Origin of the sequence: Pseudomonas sp. W15Feb34 (assembly GCF_023127765.1) — a bacterium.
GTDB classification, from domain to species: Bacteria; Pseudomonadota; Gammaproteobacteria; order Pseudomonadales; family Pseudomonadaceae; genus Aquipseudomonas; species Aquipseudomonas synxantha_A.
This window is the reverse complement of sequence record NZ_SPKN01000021.1, coordinates 198560-213995: the sequence shown is the minus strand read 5'-3', so window position 1 is coordinate 213995 and position 15436 is coordinate 198560. Positions and strand designations below refer to the sequence as shown.

The following is a 15436-nucleotide window of genomic DNA, read 5'->3' as shown; positions in this document are numbered from 1 at the left end:
CCAGCACGGCGGGAGATTTTCGATCATTTTGCAAAGACCTCCAGCAATCGGGGCGCAATTCTATCCAGTGGGCGAATTTCAACAGCAGCATCAATCGCCGCCGCCGCTTTGGGCATGCCGTACACCGCCGAGCTCTGCTGATCCTGGGCGATGGTCAAATATCCTTGTTCGCGCATCAGCTTGAGGCCTTGAGCCCCGTCGCGCCCCATGCCGGTCAGTAGTACGCCGACGGCGTCACCGGTCCAGTAACTGGCGACGCTTTCGAAAAACACGTCGATGGAGGGCCGGTAAATCTCGTTCACCGGCTCTGCGGTATAGGCTAGCGTGCCATTTTTCAACAAGCGAATATGGTGGTTGGTGCCGGCCAGCAATACCACGCCGGCCTGGGGCGGCTCGCCCTCAGAGGCCAGGCGCACGGGTAGGCCGGAGGCGCTGCTCAGCCACTCGGCCATGCCGGCGGCGAAGACCTGGTCCACATGCTGCACCAGCACGATGGCGGCGGGAAAATCCCGCGGCAAGCCCTTGAGCAGAACCTCGAGGGCCGCCGGCCCACCCGCTGAAGAACCAATGGCCACTAGCCGTTGACGCTTGCCGGTGACCCGTTGCGGTGGGGGTTCGGCACGCACGCGCGTGCCGCGCTGGCCGATCAACCAACCGATATTGAGGATCTTGCGCAATAGCGGTGCCGCCGCATCCTTGGGGTTGCCTACGCCCAGCGCCGGGGTATCCACCACATCCAGCGCTCCGTGGCCCATGGCTTCGAATACGCGGCTGACGTTGGCCTGGCGGTCGACAGTAACGATCACGATAGGGCAAGGCGTGTCGGCCATGATCTGCCGGGTAGCCTCCACCCCATCCATCACCGGCATTATCAGGTCCATCAGGATCAGGTCCGGGGTCAGCTCGGCACAGCGCCGCACCGCTTCCAGGCCATTGCTGGCCACCCACACCACCTCGTGGGCGGGCTCAAAGCTCAAGGCGCGGCGCAAGGCCTCTATCGCCAGGGGCATGTCATTGACGATCGCAATCCTCATGCCCGGGCGCCTCCAATCAGTTCAACCACGGCGTCGAGCAAGGCGTCGTCATGAAAACTGGCTTTGGCTAAATAATAGTCGGCGCCCGCGTCGAGTCCACGACGTCGGTCTTCTTCACGATCCTTGTAGGAAACCACCATCACCGGCAACGATTGCAGGCGACTGTCACGACGCAAAAGTGTGACCAATTCAATACCGTCCATGCGAGGCATATCAATATCAGTGATAAGCAGGTCGAAGTCCTCGGAGCGCAATGCGTTCCAGCCATCCATGCCATCGACCGCAACAGCGACTTCATAACCACGATTGAGTAATAATTTGCGTTGCAGCTCGCGTACGGTCAGCGAGTCGTCTACCACCAGCACGCGCTTGCGCGGTGCTTCGGTGGCCTGCTGGCTGCGCCGGGCGATACGTTCCAGGCGGCCGGTGTTGAGCAATTTATCCACCGAACGCAACATGTCTTCGACATCGACGATCAACACCACCGAGCCGTCATCGAGCAAGGCCCCTGCGGAAATATCCTGGACCTTGCCCAGACGATCATCCAGCGGCAACACCACCAGGGTGCGTTCACCGATAAAGCGCTCCACGGCAATCCCGTACACGGCATCGCGCTCGCGGATCACCACGACTTTCAGGGTTTGCGAAGGACTCTGCCCCGGTGGGCGCTGCAGCAACTGGCTGGCGGCAACCAGGCCCACATGCCGGCCCTCGTGCCAGAAATGCTGGCGGCCTTCCAGTTGCACAATGTCGTCGGGAGCCAGGTCACACATGCGTTCAATGTGGGCCAGGGGGAAGGCATAGGCTTCTTCGCCCACGTCCACCACCAGGCTGCGCACCACCGACAAGGTCAACGGCACTTCCAGATGGAAGCGACTGCCCTGCCCCGCCGTCTGCTCCAGTACCACCGCGCCACGCAGTTGGCGAACCATGTGCTGCACCGCATCCAGGCCAACGCCACGACCGGACACCTCGGTGACCTTGTCGCGCAAGCTGAACCCCGGCAGGAACAGGAACGTCAGCAATTCCTCTTCGCTCAGGCGCAGGGCAGTTTCCACCGGCGACAGATTACGTTCGACAATGGTGCCGCGCAGCCGCTCCAGGTCGACACCGTTGCCGTCGTCGCTCAATTCCAGTACCAGCAACCCGGCTTGATGGGACGCACGCAGGCGGATCAGGCCTTCCGCCGGTTTGCCTGCCAGCAGCCGCTGCTCGGGCGTTTCGATGCCGTGGTCGACAGCATTGCGCAGTAAATGAGTGAGCGGTGCTTCAAGTTTTTCCAGGACATCTCGATCGACCTGGGTCTTTTCGCCTTCGATTTCCAGGCGCACTTGCTTGCCCAGGCTGCGACCGAGGTCACGCACCATGCGCACCTGCCCCGCCAGCACGTCGGCAAACGGTCGCATGCGGCAGGCCAGCGCGGTGTCGTAAAGCACCTGGGCACGCTGGCCGGCCTGCCAGGCGTACTCGTCAAGTTCCGCGTTTTTATCCGCCAGCAGTGCCTGAGCTTCGCTCAACAAGCGGCGGGTATCGGCCAGGGCTTCCTGAGTCTCAAGATTCAAATCCAGGTGCTTGAGGTGACCGTCCAGGGTATCGAGGGCGCGCAGGCTGTTGCTTTGAATGCGCTTGAGGCGTTGCATACTGGCCAGGTGAGGCTTGAGCCGCTGGGTTTCCACCAGGGACTTGCTCGACAGGTCCAACAGGCTGTTCAAGCGCTCGGCGGTGACCCGCAGCACGCGCTCGCCACCCTCGGTGATGCGCTTGTTCTGACGCGGTGGCTCACTGCTGACGGGCGGTGCAACCTCTGGCTCTTGCGGCAATGCTTCAACGATAGGCGCCGGAGCAGGCTCGGGCTCAGCTTTTGGCGCAGGCGTAGCGGGTGGCTGCGCCGGGTCAAGCAGACGCTCCATCAACGCCACGTACGCCTGGATATCCAACGGCCCCACGCTGTTGCCTGGCGTGGCGATACGCATCAGCAGGTCAGTGCCTTGCAACAACGCATCGATATGTTCCGGTTGCAGGTACAGACGACCTTCCTGGGCGCTGACCAGGCAGTCCTCCATGACGTGGGCCACGCTGACCCCGGCATCCACGCCAACAATCCGCGCCGCTCCCTTGAGCGAATGTGCGGCGCGCATACAGGCTTCAAGTTGATCCGCCTGGGTCGGGTTGCGCTCCAGGGCCAGCAGGCCGGCGCTCAAGACCTGGGTTTGCGCATCGGCCTCCAGGCTGAACAGCTCCAACAGCGAGGCATCACGCATCTGATCGGGGGTCATGCGAGGCTCCGGGTCACGGCGGACAACAATTGCGTTTCGTCCAGCCAGCGCAGGCTGCGGCCTTTGAACTGCAACACACCTTGGGTATAGCGTGCGCTGGCCTGGGTACCGGAGGCCGAGGCCGCGTTCAAGGTGCGCTCATCGATGGCATGAATGCCATCCACCTCATCCACCGGCACGACGATCGGACCGTCCTGGGCGGCAATGATCAACATGCGCGGCATGATCCGCCCGCCACTGGGCACGCTGCTGGTGCTGTCCAGGCCCAGCAGTTCCACCAGCGACAGGCACGCCACCAGCGCACCTCGCACGTTGGCCACCCCCAGCAGCGCACGGGAACGCTGGTGCGGCAAGGAGTGGATCGGTTGCAATGGCGCCACTTCCACCAGGCAGCGGGTGGCGATACCGAGCCATTCTTCACCGAGGCGGAACATCAACAGCGAACGGGTGACCACCTCGCTACCCGCTTCGGCGGCGGCCTGCGGGCGCTGATCATCCTGCTGCAGGGCGTAGCGGTCGAGCAGGCGCGTGGCGGCGGCGGAATACACCGAGCAGTTGCGGCAGTGAATATGCTCGTCCAGCAGTGGGCAGGACCTGTCGCCATGAATGCCGATACGGTTCCAGCAGTCATCGATGGCTTGGGTATCGGTCAGCGTCAGGTCCAGGCCTGCGGTGTCGAGCGCGTCAGGGCTGTTCATCGTTCGGACTCACTGTGTGCTCGCTCGCTACGGGCGGCGCGGGCCTGTAGCCGGCGCGCTCCCGCACTGTCGCCCTGGGATTCGAGCAACGCGGCCAAATGCATCAAGGCCTGCGAATGCTGCGGTTCCAGGTACAAGGCTTTTCGGTAATACCCCTGGGCTTCCAAGGCGCTGCCGGCAACATCGCAGAGCAACCCCAACCAGTAGAACACCTGGGCAACCGGCGGGTGGCTGCTTAAATAACGCTCACAGGCGGCCCGGGCCTCGGCACTTTTGCCTTCATTGGCCAGGGTCGCGATCTGGCCGAGCAAATCCCCTGCGTCGGTGTGGGGCACCTTGACCGGCGGCACCTGAGTGCTGACCGTGCTGAACGGACGCGGCTTGAGTGGTATCGGTGCTGCACTGCGCTGCGGTGCTGGCGCAGGCATCGGCACGAATACCGGCGGCGGGGTCTGCTCTATGTGTCGACTGAAGGCAAAGGATTGCGGCACGCCAATCGAACGCATGCCATGGCGCCCCAGCAGGCTGCCCTCGGCCGGGCCGATAAACAGCACACCGTCCACGTGAGTCAGTTCCTTGAGCACATCAAAGACTTGCTTCTGGGTCGGCTGGTCGAAGTAGATCAACAGGTTGCGGCAGAACACAAAATCGTAGGTCGGCTCGTTGGCCAGCAGTGTCGGGTCGAGCAAATTGCCCACTTGCAGACGCACTTGCTCGCGCACCCGGTCGGCGATGCGGTAACCGCCCGTTTCTTCTGTGAAGTGGCGGTCGCGAAATTCGAGATCGGCCCCGCGAAACGAGTTCTTGCCGTACACACCGCGCCGGGCACGTTCCACCGACAGCGGGCTGACGTCCATCCCCTGAACCTTGAACTGATGGGGCGCCAGGCCCGCATCCAACAAGGCCATGGCAATCGAATAGGGCTCTTCGCCAGTCGAACACGGCAGGCTGAGGATGCGCAGCGCGCGCATCTGCTTGATCTCGGCCAGGCGCAGCAGGGCCAGGCGAGCCAAGGTCGCGAAGGATTCGGGATAACGGAAAAACCAGGTCTCGGGAACGATCACCGCTTCGATCAGTGCCTGCTGCTCGTCGTGGGAATGTTGCAGGAGCTGCCAGTAGGCCTCCGTCGACTGCGCCTGGGAGGCTTGGCAGCGCTGGCGCACCGCACGCTCGATGATCGCCTCGCCCACCGAGGCAACGTCCAGGCCGATGCGTTCTTTCAAGAACGCCGAAAAACGCGGGTCACTGCTCATAGGCTCAACTCGGCGCAAAACAACAAGGCGCGTACTTCAGCGCTCAGCAGTTCGGCAATGCCAATCCACTGCATCAAGCCCTGTGCATCCTCGCGTACCGGCCCCAGGTAGGGCGCCTGCTGGTTGTCCACGCCATAAGGCTGGAACTCGGCGGGGTCGCAACGCAGGGTGTCGGTGGCCTGCTCCAGGATCAGCCCCAGCCCACGCGCTTCACTCCAGGGTTGCGGCTGGTAGTTGACCAGCACCAGCCGCGTGCTGGTGCGAGCCTGGGCCGGGGTGCCGAACGTCAGGGCACTGACATCGATTACCGGCACCAGCGTACCGCGATGCGCAAAAATACCCGCCACCCACAGTGGCGCATGGGCGATGGGTTTGAGCGGCAGGCGCGGCAGCCCCTCCGCCACTTCGGTGGCCTTGAGGGCAAAGCGTTCGTTGCCGATGCGAAACACCAGGAACAACGCCGTTTTCGCTGCCGGGACGGCGACGCGTTTAGCCGCGAGATCGCTCATCAGACTTTGAAACGCGACACGCCACTGCGCAGACCCACCGCGACCTGGCTCAGCTCATCAATGGCAAAGCTGGCCTGACGCAGGGATTCGACGGTCTGGCTGCTGGCATCGCCCAATTGCACCAGCGCGTGGTTGATCTGTTCGGCGCCGGTGGCCTGGGCCTGCATGCCTTCGTTGACCATCAACACCCGCGGCGCCAGGGCCTGTACCTGGTGGATGATCTGCGACAGTTGCTCGCCCACTTGCTGCACTTCGAACATACCCCGGCGGACTTCCTCGGAGAACTTGTCCATGCCCATCACGCCCGCCGACACCGCTGACTGGATCTCACGCACCATTTGCTCGATGTCGTAGGTTGCCACGGCAGTCTGGTCGGCCAGGCGGCGCACTTCGGTGGCCACCACGGCAAAGCCGCGACCGTACTCACCAGCTTTCTCCGCCTCGATGGCGGCATTGAGAGACAACAGATTGGTCTGGTCAGCCACCTTGACGATGGTCACCACCACCTGGTTGATGTTGCCGGCCTTCTCATTGAGGATCGCCAGCTTGGCGTTGACCAGGTCGGCGGCGCCCATCACCGAGTGCATGGTCTCTTCCATGCGTGCCAGGCCCTGCTGGCCGGAACCGGCGGCCACCGAGGCCTGGTCGGCGGCGGTGGACACTTCGGTCATGGTACGCACCAGGTCCTTGGACGTGGCCGCAATCTCGCGGGAGGTGGCGCCGATTTCCGTGGTGGTGGCTGCGGTTTCCGTGGCGGTGGCCTGTTGCTGCTTGGAGGTCGCGGCGATCTCGGTGACCGAGGTGGTGACCTGCACCGACGAACGCTGCGCCTGGGACACCAGGGCAGTCAGCTCGGTCATCATGTCGTTGAAGCCGGTTTCGACCGCGTTGAATTCGTCCTTGCGCTCCAGGTTCAGGCGCTTGCTCAGGTCGCCGGTACGCATGACTTCGAGGATCTGCACGATACGCTGCATCGGCGCCATGATCGCGCGCATCAGCAACAGGCCGCACAGCGCCGCGGCGAGAATCGCCAGCAGCAGCGAGACGCCCATGCTGACCTTTGCCGCTGCTACGGCATCATCGATGGCAGCGGTGGCATTGTCGGCGACCTGTTTGTTCTCATTGATGATGTCGTTGAGCTTCATGCGGCCTGCGGTCCAGGCGGGGGTCAGTTGCTCGTTGAACAGCCTCAGCGCCTCGGCCGGGTTGTTGCTCTGATGAGCCGCCAGGACCTGGGCAAGAATGGCGTTGTAGTTCTGGTGCAGTTTTTCGAAGGCATCGAATTCGGTGCGATCCTGGGTGATATTGATCGTGCCCGCGTAACTGGCCATGTGCTGCTCAAGCCGCGCTTCGAATGACTTGTAGTCCTGCTTGTCTTCATCGGAAATGCCCTGGTTTTCGTGGATCCCGACCAGTTCCTGGGTTTGCAGGTAGCTGTCGACCCAGGCACTGCGGATCATCGAACTGAAAAACACGCCGGGCACGGCGTCGTCGCGCACGGAGTTTTCGCTGGCTTCGATCTTGAGCAGGCGCGAATAGGAGAGCACCACCATCAGCAGCATGATGGCGATAATTACCGCAAAGCTCGCCAAAATCCTTTGGCGCAGGGTCCAGTTCTTCACAGTAATTCCTCGCAGGGGCATTCAAATGGAGGGGAGTATAGCTGAGCGGATGCTCGGGTTTATCAACGCTTTTGAGGGGGGATCCACAGAATGCGTAAGTGGGATGGGTGGTACGTGTGCCTAGGGAGATCCAACTGATGGGCCGCAGTTCAAATGTGGGAGGGGGGCTTGCTCCCGATGGCGGTCTTGTAGTCGACCGGGATCTTGGATCAGACCGAGTACATATCCATTGCTGCGGTAACGGTTGCTATTGGTTCCGCTTTTACAGCGGGTCACTTTTGGAAAAGAGCCCGGAATGCCGGCCCAGCCAAAAGTAACCAAAAAGGCTCTTGCCCCACCACTCGGCACCTCGCTTAGGCTCGGTGTGCCCGTAATCCGCCATGGATTTGGGAGGCCGCCGCCACGCGCCGTCCATGGCGCGGGGCGGCTAAACCGGCATCCCTGCCGGTTTACCCCCCAAATCCCTGTCGAATTCCGGCCAGCGTGGTTTGACGGGGCGCCTAAGATCAAGATCAAAAGCAGATCAAGAGCGGCTCGCTTCGCATCGTGGTTAGCGGGGCAGAGCTGCGTCGATAGCCTTACTTATGCGTTGAGCCGCACTTGCTTTTCCAACTCCAGCTTTAAGCCGGGTTCAAGTTTCAGTTGGCGGGCCAGTTCATCCAGGTAGGCTTTTTCCATGAAATTTTCCTCATCCACCAGCATTACGCTGGCGATGTACATTTCGGCGGCCATTTCCGGGGTGCTGGCGGCGCGGGCGACGTCGGTGGGGTCCAGGGGCTTGTTGAGTTCGGCGTGCAGCCAGTGTTGCAGTTCCTGGTCGTTGTCCAGCTTGGTGAATTCGCCTTCGATCAACGCGCGCTCGCGCTCATCCACATGGCCGTCTGCCTTTGCGGCGGCCACCAGTGCCTTGAGAATGCCCTGGCTGTGTTGTTCAACCTGGGCCGGAGGCAGGCGGTCGATGGTTTGTGGTTCGCCTTGGGGGGCGCTGGCTTGCTGGGCTTGCCAGTTGCCGTAGGCTTTATAGGCAATCACACCCAATGCGGCCAGGCCGCCGTAGGTCAGGGCCTTGCCGCCGAATTTGCGCGCTTTTTTGTTGCCCAGCAGCAAGCCCATGGCTCCGGCCGCCAGGGCGCCGCCACCGGCACCGCCGAGCATGCTGCCCAGCCCGCTACCGCCGAGTAAACCGCCAAGGGCGCTTTTGTCGCTGGATTTGCGTTGGCCGCCAGCCTTGTTTTGCAACATATCCTGGCCAGACTTGAGCAACTGATCGAGCAATCCGCGGGTATTCATTCGTAGCCTCCAGACACTTGGGTTCATAGGACCAATAGGCCCCCAGCGTAAGACGAAGTGCCAAAAAGCCGCGATCTAGAGTGCTTCCAGATGTAACGCGGGTATTCGACCAGGAAATGTCTTGTTGCATATGCAGCGCCATCATCCCGCCATCAATCAATTTGCCTTGTTCATCGAACCGCTTAAGCTATCCGGCGTCTGTTTATTGTCCGTTGCGTTTGGCCGAAGGCATGTCCGAACCGTTATTTCTGATCCGCTACGTGCCAGGAACGGCGCGGGATTTGCTCACGACAGGTTGTCTCTATGCACCGCAGGAATTTGCTCAAAGCATCCATGGCCATTGCGGCTTACACCGGTTTGTCGGCCAGCGGCCTGCTGGCCGCGCAGGCTTGGGCCGGGAACCGTGCCGCCGACGGCAAAGCCGTGGCGTTCGATTTCGAAGCGCTCAAGGCGCAAGCCAAGCAACTGGCCACCCGTGGCTATCAAGACACTAAGCAGGTGCTGCCGCCAACCCTGGCCACCATGACCCCGCAGAATTTCAACGCCATTGGCTACGACGGTAACCATTCGTTGTGGAAAGAGTTGAACGGCCAACTGGACGTGCAATTCTTCCATGTCGGCATGGGCTTCAAGACGCCGGTGCGCATGCACAGTGTCGACCCCAAGACCCGTGAAGCCCGCGAAGTGCATTTCCGCCCTTCACTGTTCAACTATGAAAAAACCACGGTGGACACCCAGCAACTGACCGGCGACCTGGGTTTTTCCGGCTTCAAGCTGTTCAAGGCGCCGGAGCTGGACCGCCATGACGTGCTGTCGTTTCTCGGCGCCAGCTACTTTCGCGCGGTGGACTCCACCGGCCAATATGGCCTGTCGGCCCGCGGCCTGGCGATTGATACCTACGCGAAAAAGCGCGAGGAATTCCCCGATTTCACGCAGTTCTGGTTCGAAACTCCGGACAAGAATGCCACCCGTTTTGTGGTCTATGCCCTGCTCGACTCGCCAAGCGCCACCGGCGCCTACCGCTTCGATATCGACTGCCAGGCCAACCAGGTGGTGATGGCAATCGACGCGCACATCAATGCACGCACTGCCATCGAACAATTGGGCATCGCCCCCATGACCAGCATGTTCAGCTGCGGCACCCATGAGCGGCGCATGTGCGACACCATCCACCCGCAAATCCACGATTCGGACCGCCTGGCCATGTGGCGCGGCAATGGCGAGTGGATCTGCCGCCCGCTGAACAACCCGGCCAAGCTGCAATTCAACGCGTTCGCCGACACCGACCCCAAAGGCTTCGGCCTTGTGCAGACCGACCATGAGTTCGCCAGCTACCAAGACACCGTCGACTGGTACAGCAAGCGCCCAAGCCTGTGGGTTGAACCTACCACCGCGTGGGGCGAAGGCTCGATCGACCTGCTGGAGATCCCCACCACCGGCGAAACCCTGGACAATATCGTCGCCTTCTGGACCCCGAAAAAGCCCGTAGCCGCGGGTGATTCGCTCAACTATGGCTACAAGTTGTACTGGAGCGCACTGCCACCGGTGAGCACGCCGCTGGCGCAGGTCGACGCAACCCGGTCAGGCATGGGTGGTTTCACCGAAGGCTGGGCGCCCGGCGAGCATTACCCGAAGGTGTGGGCGCGGCGTTTCGCCGTAGACTTCAAAGGCGGCGGGCTGGATCGCCTGCCAGCGGGCACCGGCATCGAGCCGGTGGTGACCTGCTCCCATGGTGAGGTGAAGGATTTCAGCGTGCTGGTGCTGGATAACATCAAGGGCTATCGCATCCTGTTCGACTGGTACCCCACCAGCGACAGTGTGGAGCCGGTGGAGCTGCGCCTGTTTATTCGCACCCAGGACCGCACCCTGAGCGAAACCTGGCTGTATCAGTACTTCCCGCCCGCACCGGAGCAGCGCAAGTACACCTGAAATTAACCGCCTGATCATTCCCACGTCGCAGCGTGGGAATGATCGCAGGTGGCTTAGAACCGCGATACGCTTTTCATTGCGCCAATCAGATACCGCATCGCCATCTGATCACTCTCAGTCAGCGCCCGGTACTGGGCCAGCAACTCCATTTCATCCGAACTCAACCTTCGACCCCGCAATGACATACGGCGGCTCAGAAAAGACGCCATCGCACCCGCTACGCCATAGGATTTGGCCATGGACCACTACTCCTGATATCAGTCAAATACTCCTGGTGCCCATTTCCAAACTCCCCCGAAGCACAACGCTTTCGTGGTCAAGCAGCCTACCTCCCTGGGCTAGGAACCAGGCTAACCCTAAGCTTAGAAACTATCTCGTGGCACGTGGGATTTTTTTAGAGTATTCACTTAAAAAAATGGCCTCGGTAATAAAACCCTACAGCGCTTGCTTACGCCGTGGTCGATACAGGACGCGAGTTCTGGCAACCGCAAGAAAAAACCCACCGTATCAGGGTGGGTTCGACCTAACTGTGCGCGGGATCAATCCCGCAGATCCGACTCATGAATCGGCTGGTCCCGATGGGTTGCCCGCTGGTACTGCGCCGGCCAGATAGCCTTGCGCCCGCCCAAGTCATCGTCGGCATGCAGCGGCCAGTACGGGTCGCGCAGCAGTTCACGGGCCAGGAAGATGATGTCGGCCTGGCAGGTGCGCAGGATGTGCTCGGCCTGGGCCGGTTCGGTAATCATGCCAACCGTGCCGGTGGCGATGCCCGACTCCTTGCGCACGCGCTCGGCGAAGCGCGTCTGGTAGCCAGGGCCGGTGGGGATCTCGGCATTGGCGGCGGTGCCGCCGGAGGACACATCGATCAGGTCAACACCCAAGTCTTTCAGGCGGCGCGCCAATTCCACGGTTTCATCCGGGTTCCAGCCGTCCTCCACCCAATCGGTGGCCGATACCCGCACAAACAGTGGCAACTCCTGAGGCCAGGCCGCACGTACGGCCTTGGTCACCTCCAGTACCAGGCGAATGCGGTTTTCGAACGAGCCGCCGTAGTGGTCCTGACGCTGGTTGCTGATGGGCGAGAGAAACTGGTGCAGCAGGTAGCCATGGGCAGCATGGATTTCCACCACTTCAAAACCTGCGGTCAAGGCGCGTTTGGCGGCAGCGACAAAGTCGGCGATTACTTGCTGGATCTGCCCTTCGTCCAATTGCTTGGGCTGGGTGTGATTGGGGTCGAAGGCAATCGGCGAAGGGCCCACCGGCACCCACCCGCCCTCCTCCGGCTTGACGCTGCCATGCTTGCCGATCCAGGGCCGATGGGTGCTGGCCTTGCGCCCGGCATGGGCCAGTTGAATACCCGCCACCGCGCCCTGGGCCGCGATAAAGCGCGTGATACGCCGCAGCGGCTCGATCTGGGCGTCGTTCCACAGGCCCAGGTCCTGGGCGGTGATGCGCCCGTCGGCCGTCACGGCGGTGGCTTCGGTGAAAATCAGCCCCGCGCCCCCCACGGCTCGGCTGCCGAGATGCACCAGGTGCCAGTCATTGGCCAGGCCGTCGTCGCTGGAGTATTGGCACATCGGCGAGACCGCGATGCGGTTGAGCAGGGTCAATTGGCGCAGGGTATAGGGTTCGAGCAGCTGACTCATGGCGCACCTCTTCTGGGTTCTATGGGCACTGTTCAACAGTGTTTAGAGCCTAGTCGACAACCACCGATTGCACAGGGTTCAGAAAGGAAAGCGGGAGCCGATTGCCGGCTCCCGTTATGCAGCGCCTTACATTTCGACCTGGGTGCCCAGCTCGATCACACGGTTTACCGGCAGCTTGAAGAAGCGCAGGTTACCGTTGGCGTTCTTCAACATGAAGGCGAACAAGGTTTCGCGCCAGCGCGCCATGCCCTTGATACGCGAGGCGATCACGGTCTCGCGGCTGAGGAAATAGGTGGTGCGCATCGGGCTGAAATCCAGATCATCCAGATGGCACAGCTTCAGCGCTTCGGGCACGTCCGGCTCATCGGTGAACCCGAAATGCAGGATCACGCGAAAGAAGCCTTCGCCGTAGGAGTCCACCTCGAAACGCCGTGCGGCAGGCACCCGTGGAATGTCTTCGTAGACCACCGTCAGCAGCACCACCTGCTCATGCAGCACCTGGTTGTGCAGCAGGTTATGCAACAGCGCGTGGGGCACCGCATCCGGGCGCGCGGTCAGGAACACCGCCGTGCCCTGCACGCGATGAGGCGGCTGCACGCGGATGCTGCTGATAAAAATCGGCAATGGCAGCCCACCCTCGTCGAGGCGCTCGACCAGCAATTGCTTGCCGCGCTTCCAGGTGGTCATCAACACGAACAACACGATCCCCGCCAGTACCGGGAACGCGCCGCCCTGGATCACCTTGGGCACGTTGGCGGCGAAAAACAGACCGTCCACCAGCAAGCAGCAGAGCAACACCGGCACCGCCAGCACCGGCGGCCACTTCCACAGCAACAGCATGACCGCCGACACCAGGATGGTGGTCATCAGCATGGTGCCGGTCACCGCTACGCCGTAGGCCGACGCCAGGGCACCGGAAGATTCGAAGCCCAGCACCAGCAGGATCACGCCCACCATCAACGACCAGTTCACGGCGCCGATGTAGATCTGGCCTTGCTCGGCACTCGAAGTGTGCTGGATGTGCATACGCGGGATGTAACCCAACTGGATCGCCTGGCGGGTCAACGAGAACGCACCGGAAATGACTGCCTGGGACGCGATCACGGTCGCCAGGGTGGACAAGCCCACCAGCGGGATCAGCGCCCAGCTCGGTGCCAGCAGGTAAAACGGGTTGCGCGCGGCCTCCGGATCGCCCAGCAGCATCGCGCCCTGGCCGAAATAGTTGAGCACCAGCGCCGGCAGCACCAGGATGAACCAGGCACGGGCGATGGGCTTGCGCCCGAAGTGGCCCATGTCGGCGTACAACGCTTCGGCGCCGGTCAAGGCCAGCACCACCGCGCCAAGAATCGCCACGCCGATGCCGGGGTGAACCATAAAGAAGCGCACGCCCCATGCAGGGTTCAGCGCATTCAATACTTCAGGCTGCTGCAGAATGCCGTACACCCCGAGACCGCCCAGCACCAGGAACCAGGTGACCATCACCGGACCGAACAGCTTGCCGATACGATCGGTGCCGTGTTTCTGGATCAGAAACAGCGCCACCAGCACGATCAACGCAATGGGCACCACCCATTTTTCCAGGCCGTCGAACGCCAGCTCCAGGCCTTCAATGGCCGACAATACCGAAATCGCCGGGGTGATCATGCTGTCGCCATAAAAGAGCGCCGCGCCACACAGGCCGCACACCACCAGGAAACTGCGCAATTTAGCGCGCTCCCCAGCAGCCCGCCGCGCCAACGCGGTGAGAGCCATGATGCCGCCCTCGCCCTGGTTGTCGGCACGTAGCACGAACAACATGTACTTGATCGACACCACCCAGATCAGCGACCAGAAGATCAGCGCCAGTATCCCCAACACGCCGTCATGGTTGACCTGTACTCCGTAACCGCCGTTGAACACCTCTTTAAGGGTGTAGAGCGGGCTGGTCCCGATATCGCCATAAACCACCCCGACTGCCGCCACCAGCATGCCAATCGGCTTGGCGTTTGAATGCTCGGCACCTGCTGCCTGACTACTTGCCTGACCCATCAACCACTCCTGCCCTTTGACCCAAGGTCTTTTATAAACAGCACGACTAAGCTGACCCTAGCATGCGCTGTTTTACTTCTCGAAACAGACGTTTTATTGACCCAAGGGCATTACCCGTGCGCAACGGCGCGAAGCATAGCGCAGCACTCGTCGCATTTCGCTGTTCCAGTAGCTGAGACGTCGCTTTATGTAGTCAGCAATGACTGAGGCGGCATTTTGGCGCCTTTTTGCCTGCATTGATGACATCGCGGCCAACCGTATATGTTGGCCCGGCTCAGCAGGGTTGCCTCAGAAACTACTTGATCAGCTTGGCCGATCAATAAATTACGATCCGGCATGTCACCTTCAGTCCATATAAAAACTCAATCATCGCCCTGTCTCTTTTAAGGTACATTGCTCATGTACGAAGTGAAACATGTGCTGTCAGTCAATGGCGTGGATATCTACCAAGCTTGGCTAGACACCGTGCAAGACACACGTTCAAAAGCAAGAATCACTGCCAGAGTGGACCGCGCTTCGTTGGGTCACTTTGGCGTTACCGAGCCAGTAGGTGATGGAGTCTTTGAGATGAAGCTCGACTTCGGGCCTGGATTTCGCGTCTATTACGCAATCCAGGATCGAAAAATTGTGTTTCTGCTAGGCGGAGGCTCAAAGGCCAGACAGCAAAACGACATCAATCAGGCCAAGGCTCTCTGGACGTCTTATAAGGGGCAGCAAAAATGACCAGTCGGACTCGCTCTCATGAAGATAGCGTTCTTGAAATGCTCCAAGACGACGAGGCGTTTGCTCTCGAGTATCTCTCTGTAGCTCTTGAGGAAATCGATGAAGCGGGTGGTGAGGACGCCTTCCTTGTTGCTGTCCGCCGAGTCGCGGAAGCCCGTGGCGGAATGCTTAGCTTGTCGCAAAACACAGGGCTCAATAGGGCTAATCTCTACAGGTCCATCGCTGTGGGCGGCGATCCAAAGCTCTCCACCCTCCTGAAAGTACTTCAGGCATTAGGTGTGGGCATGTCTAAAGTCGTCTCGCACCGTACAGAACAAGACGTACGCGCTTGAAAGCGTTGTAAGCACTCTGCGAATTATCCAGCGCAGCACTCGTCGCATTTCCCTGCATAAAGCTGGTCAAGTGCGCTGCCCGCCGATAGAATTGCG

General features: G+C 61.1%; 13 protein-coding genes. 3 read left to right on the top strand and 10 right to left on the bottom strand.

What is annotated here, in order from left to right; all coding sequences use genetic code 11:
• Nucleotides 1-23: 23 nt before the first annotated feature.
• The 7 genes from E4O97_RS09510 to E4O97_RS09480 all read right to left on the bottom strand — a co-directional run bounded on the left by E4O97_RS09510 (nt 24) and on the right by E4O97_RS09480 (nt 8682).
• Nucleotides 24-1034 carry a chemotaxis response regulator protein-glutamate methylesterase gene (locus tag E4O97_RS09510; RefSeq protein WP_248161214.1) on the bottom strand — a complete coding sequence of 337 codons (1011 nt, stop codon included), beginning with the start codon at nt 1032-1034 and terminating at the stop codon, nt 24-26.
• The gene (locus tag E4O97_RS09505; protein ID WP_032877487.1) at nt 1031-3310 is read right to left on the bottom strand and encodes a hybrid sensor histidine kinase/response regulator; all 2280 of its coding nucleotides are present in this window, start codon (nt 3308-3310) and stop codon (nt 1031-1033) included. Before E4O97_RS09505 ends, E4O97_RS09510 begins: the two co-directional genes overlap by 4 nt.
• A complete protein-coding gene (locus E4O97_RS09500) occupies nt 3307-4008 on the bottom strand; it encodes a chemotaxis protein CheW (protein ID WP_032877488.1) in 702 nt (233 codons plus the stop codon). Before E4O97_RS09500 ends, E4O97_RS09505 begins: the two co-directional genes overlap by 4 nt.
• The gene (locus tag E4O97_RS09495) at nt 4005-5261 is read right to left on the bottom strand and encodes a CheR family methyltransferase (protein WP_248161212.1); all 1257 of its coding nucleotides are present in this window, start codon (nt 5259-5261) and stop codon (nt 4005-4007) included. The genes E4O97_RS09500 and E4O97_RS09495 overlap by 4 nt, the downstream gene beginning before the upstream one ends.
• On the bottom strand, nt 5258-5770 hold the full coding sequence (locus E4O97_RS09490) for a chemotaxis protein CheW (RefSeq protein WP_248161210.1): 513 nt from the start codon (nt 5768-5770) through the stop codon (nt 5258-5260). Before E4O97_RS09490 ends, E4O97_RS09495 begins: the two co-directional genes overlap by 4 nt.
• Nucleotides 5770-7392, bottom strand: coding sequence for a methyl-accepting chemotaxis protein (locus E4O97_RS09485; RefSeq protein WP_032877491.1), 1623 nt, complete (start codon nt 7390-7392; stop codon nt 5770-5772). Before E4O97_RS09485 ends, E4O97_RS09490 begins: the two co-directional genes overlap by 1 nt.
• A gap of 582 nt (nt 7393-7974) precedes the next feature.
• Nucleotides 7975-8682, bottom strand: a complete 708-nt coding sequence (locus E4O97_RS09480; RefSeq protein WP_148852476.1) for a tellurite resistance TerB family protein — start codon at nt 8680-8682, stop codon at nt 7975-7977.
• Between the two features lie 303 nt (nt 8683-8985).
• Between E4O97_RS09480 and E4O97_RS09475 the strand changes: the two genes are divergently transcribed.
• A complete protein-coding gene (locus E4O97_RS09475) occupies nt 8986-10611 on the top strand; it encodes a glucan biosynthesis protein D (protein WP_078820444.1) in 1626 nt (541 codons plus the stop codon).
• A 53-nt stretch (nt 10612-10664) separates the two neighbouring features.
• On the opposite strand, the gene E4O97_RS09470 is transcribed toward E4O97_RS09475, so the two are convergent.
• The 3 genes from E4O97_RS09470 to E4O97_RS09460 form a co-directional block, all read right to left on the bottom strand.
• A complete protein-coding gene (locus E4O97_RS09470) occupies nt 10665-10850 on the bottom strand; it encodes a hypothetical protein (RefSeq protein WP_078820443.1) in 186 nt (61 codons plus the stop codon).
• Between the two features lie 300 nt (nt 10851-11150).
• Nucleotides 11151-12257 carry an NADH:flavin oxidoreductase/NADH oxidase gene (locus E4O97_RS09465; protein WP_005785478.1) on the bottom strand — a complete coding sequence of 369 codons (1107 nt, stop codon included), beginning with the start codon at nt 12255-12257 and terminating at the stop codon, nt 11151-11153.
• Between the two features lie 126 nt (nt 12258-12383).
• Nucleotides 12384-14285 (bottom strand): potassium transporter Kup, encoded by a 1902-nt coding sequence (locus E4O97_RS09460; protein ID WP_005785476.1) that lies wholly within the window; start codon nt 14283-14285, stop codon nt 12384-12386.
• A 399-nt stretch (nt 14286-14684) separates the two neighbouring features.
• On the opposite strand from E4O97_RS09460, the gene E4O97_RS09455 reads away from it, so the two are divergent.
• Nucleotides 14685-15008, top strand: a complete 324-nt coding sequence (locus tag E4O97_RS09455; RefSeq protein ID WP_032877494.1) for a type II toxin-antitoxin system RelE/ParE family toxin — start codon at nt 14685-14687, stop codon at nt 15006-15008.
• Nucleotides 15005-15340 (top strand): addiction module antidote protein, encoded by a 336-nt coding sequence (locus tag E4O97_RS09450; protein WP_032877495.1) that lies wholly within the window; start codon nt 15005-15007, stop codon nt 15338-15340. Before E4O97_RS09455 ends, E4O97_RS09450 begins: the two co-directional genes overlap by 4 nt.
• Nucleotides 15341-15436 lie beyond the last annotated feature (96 nt).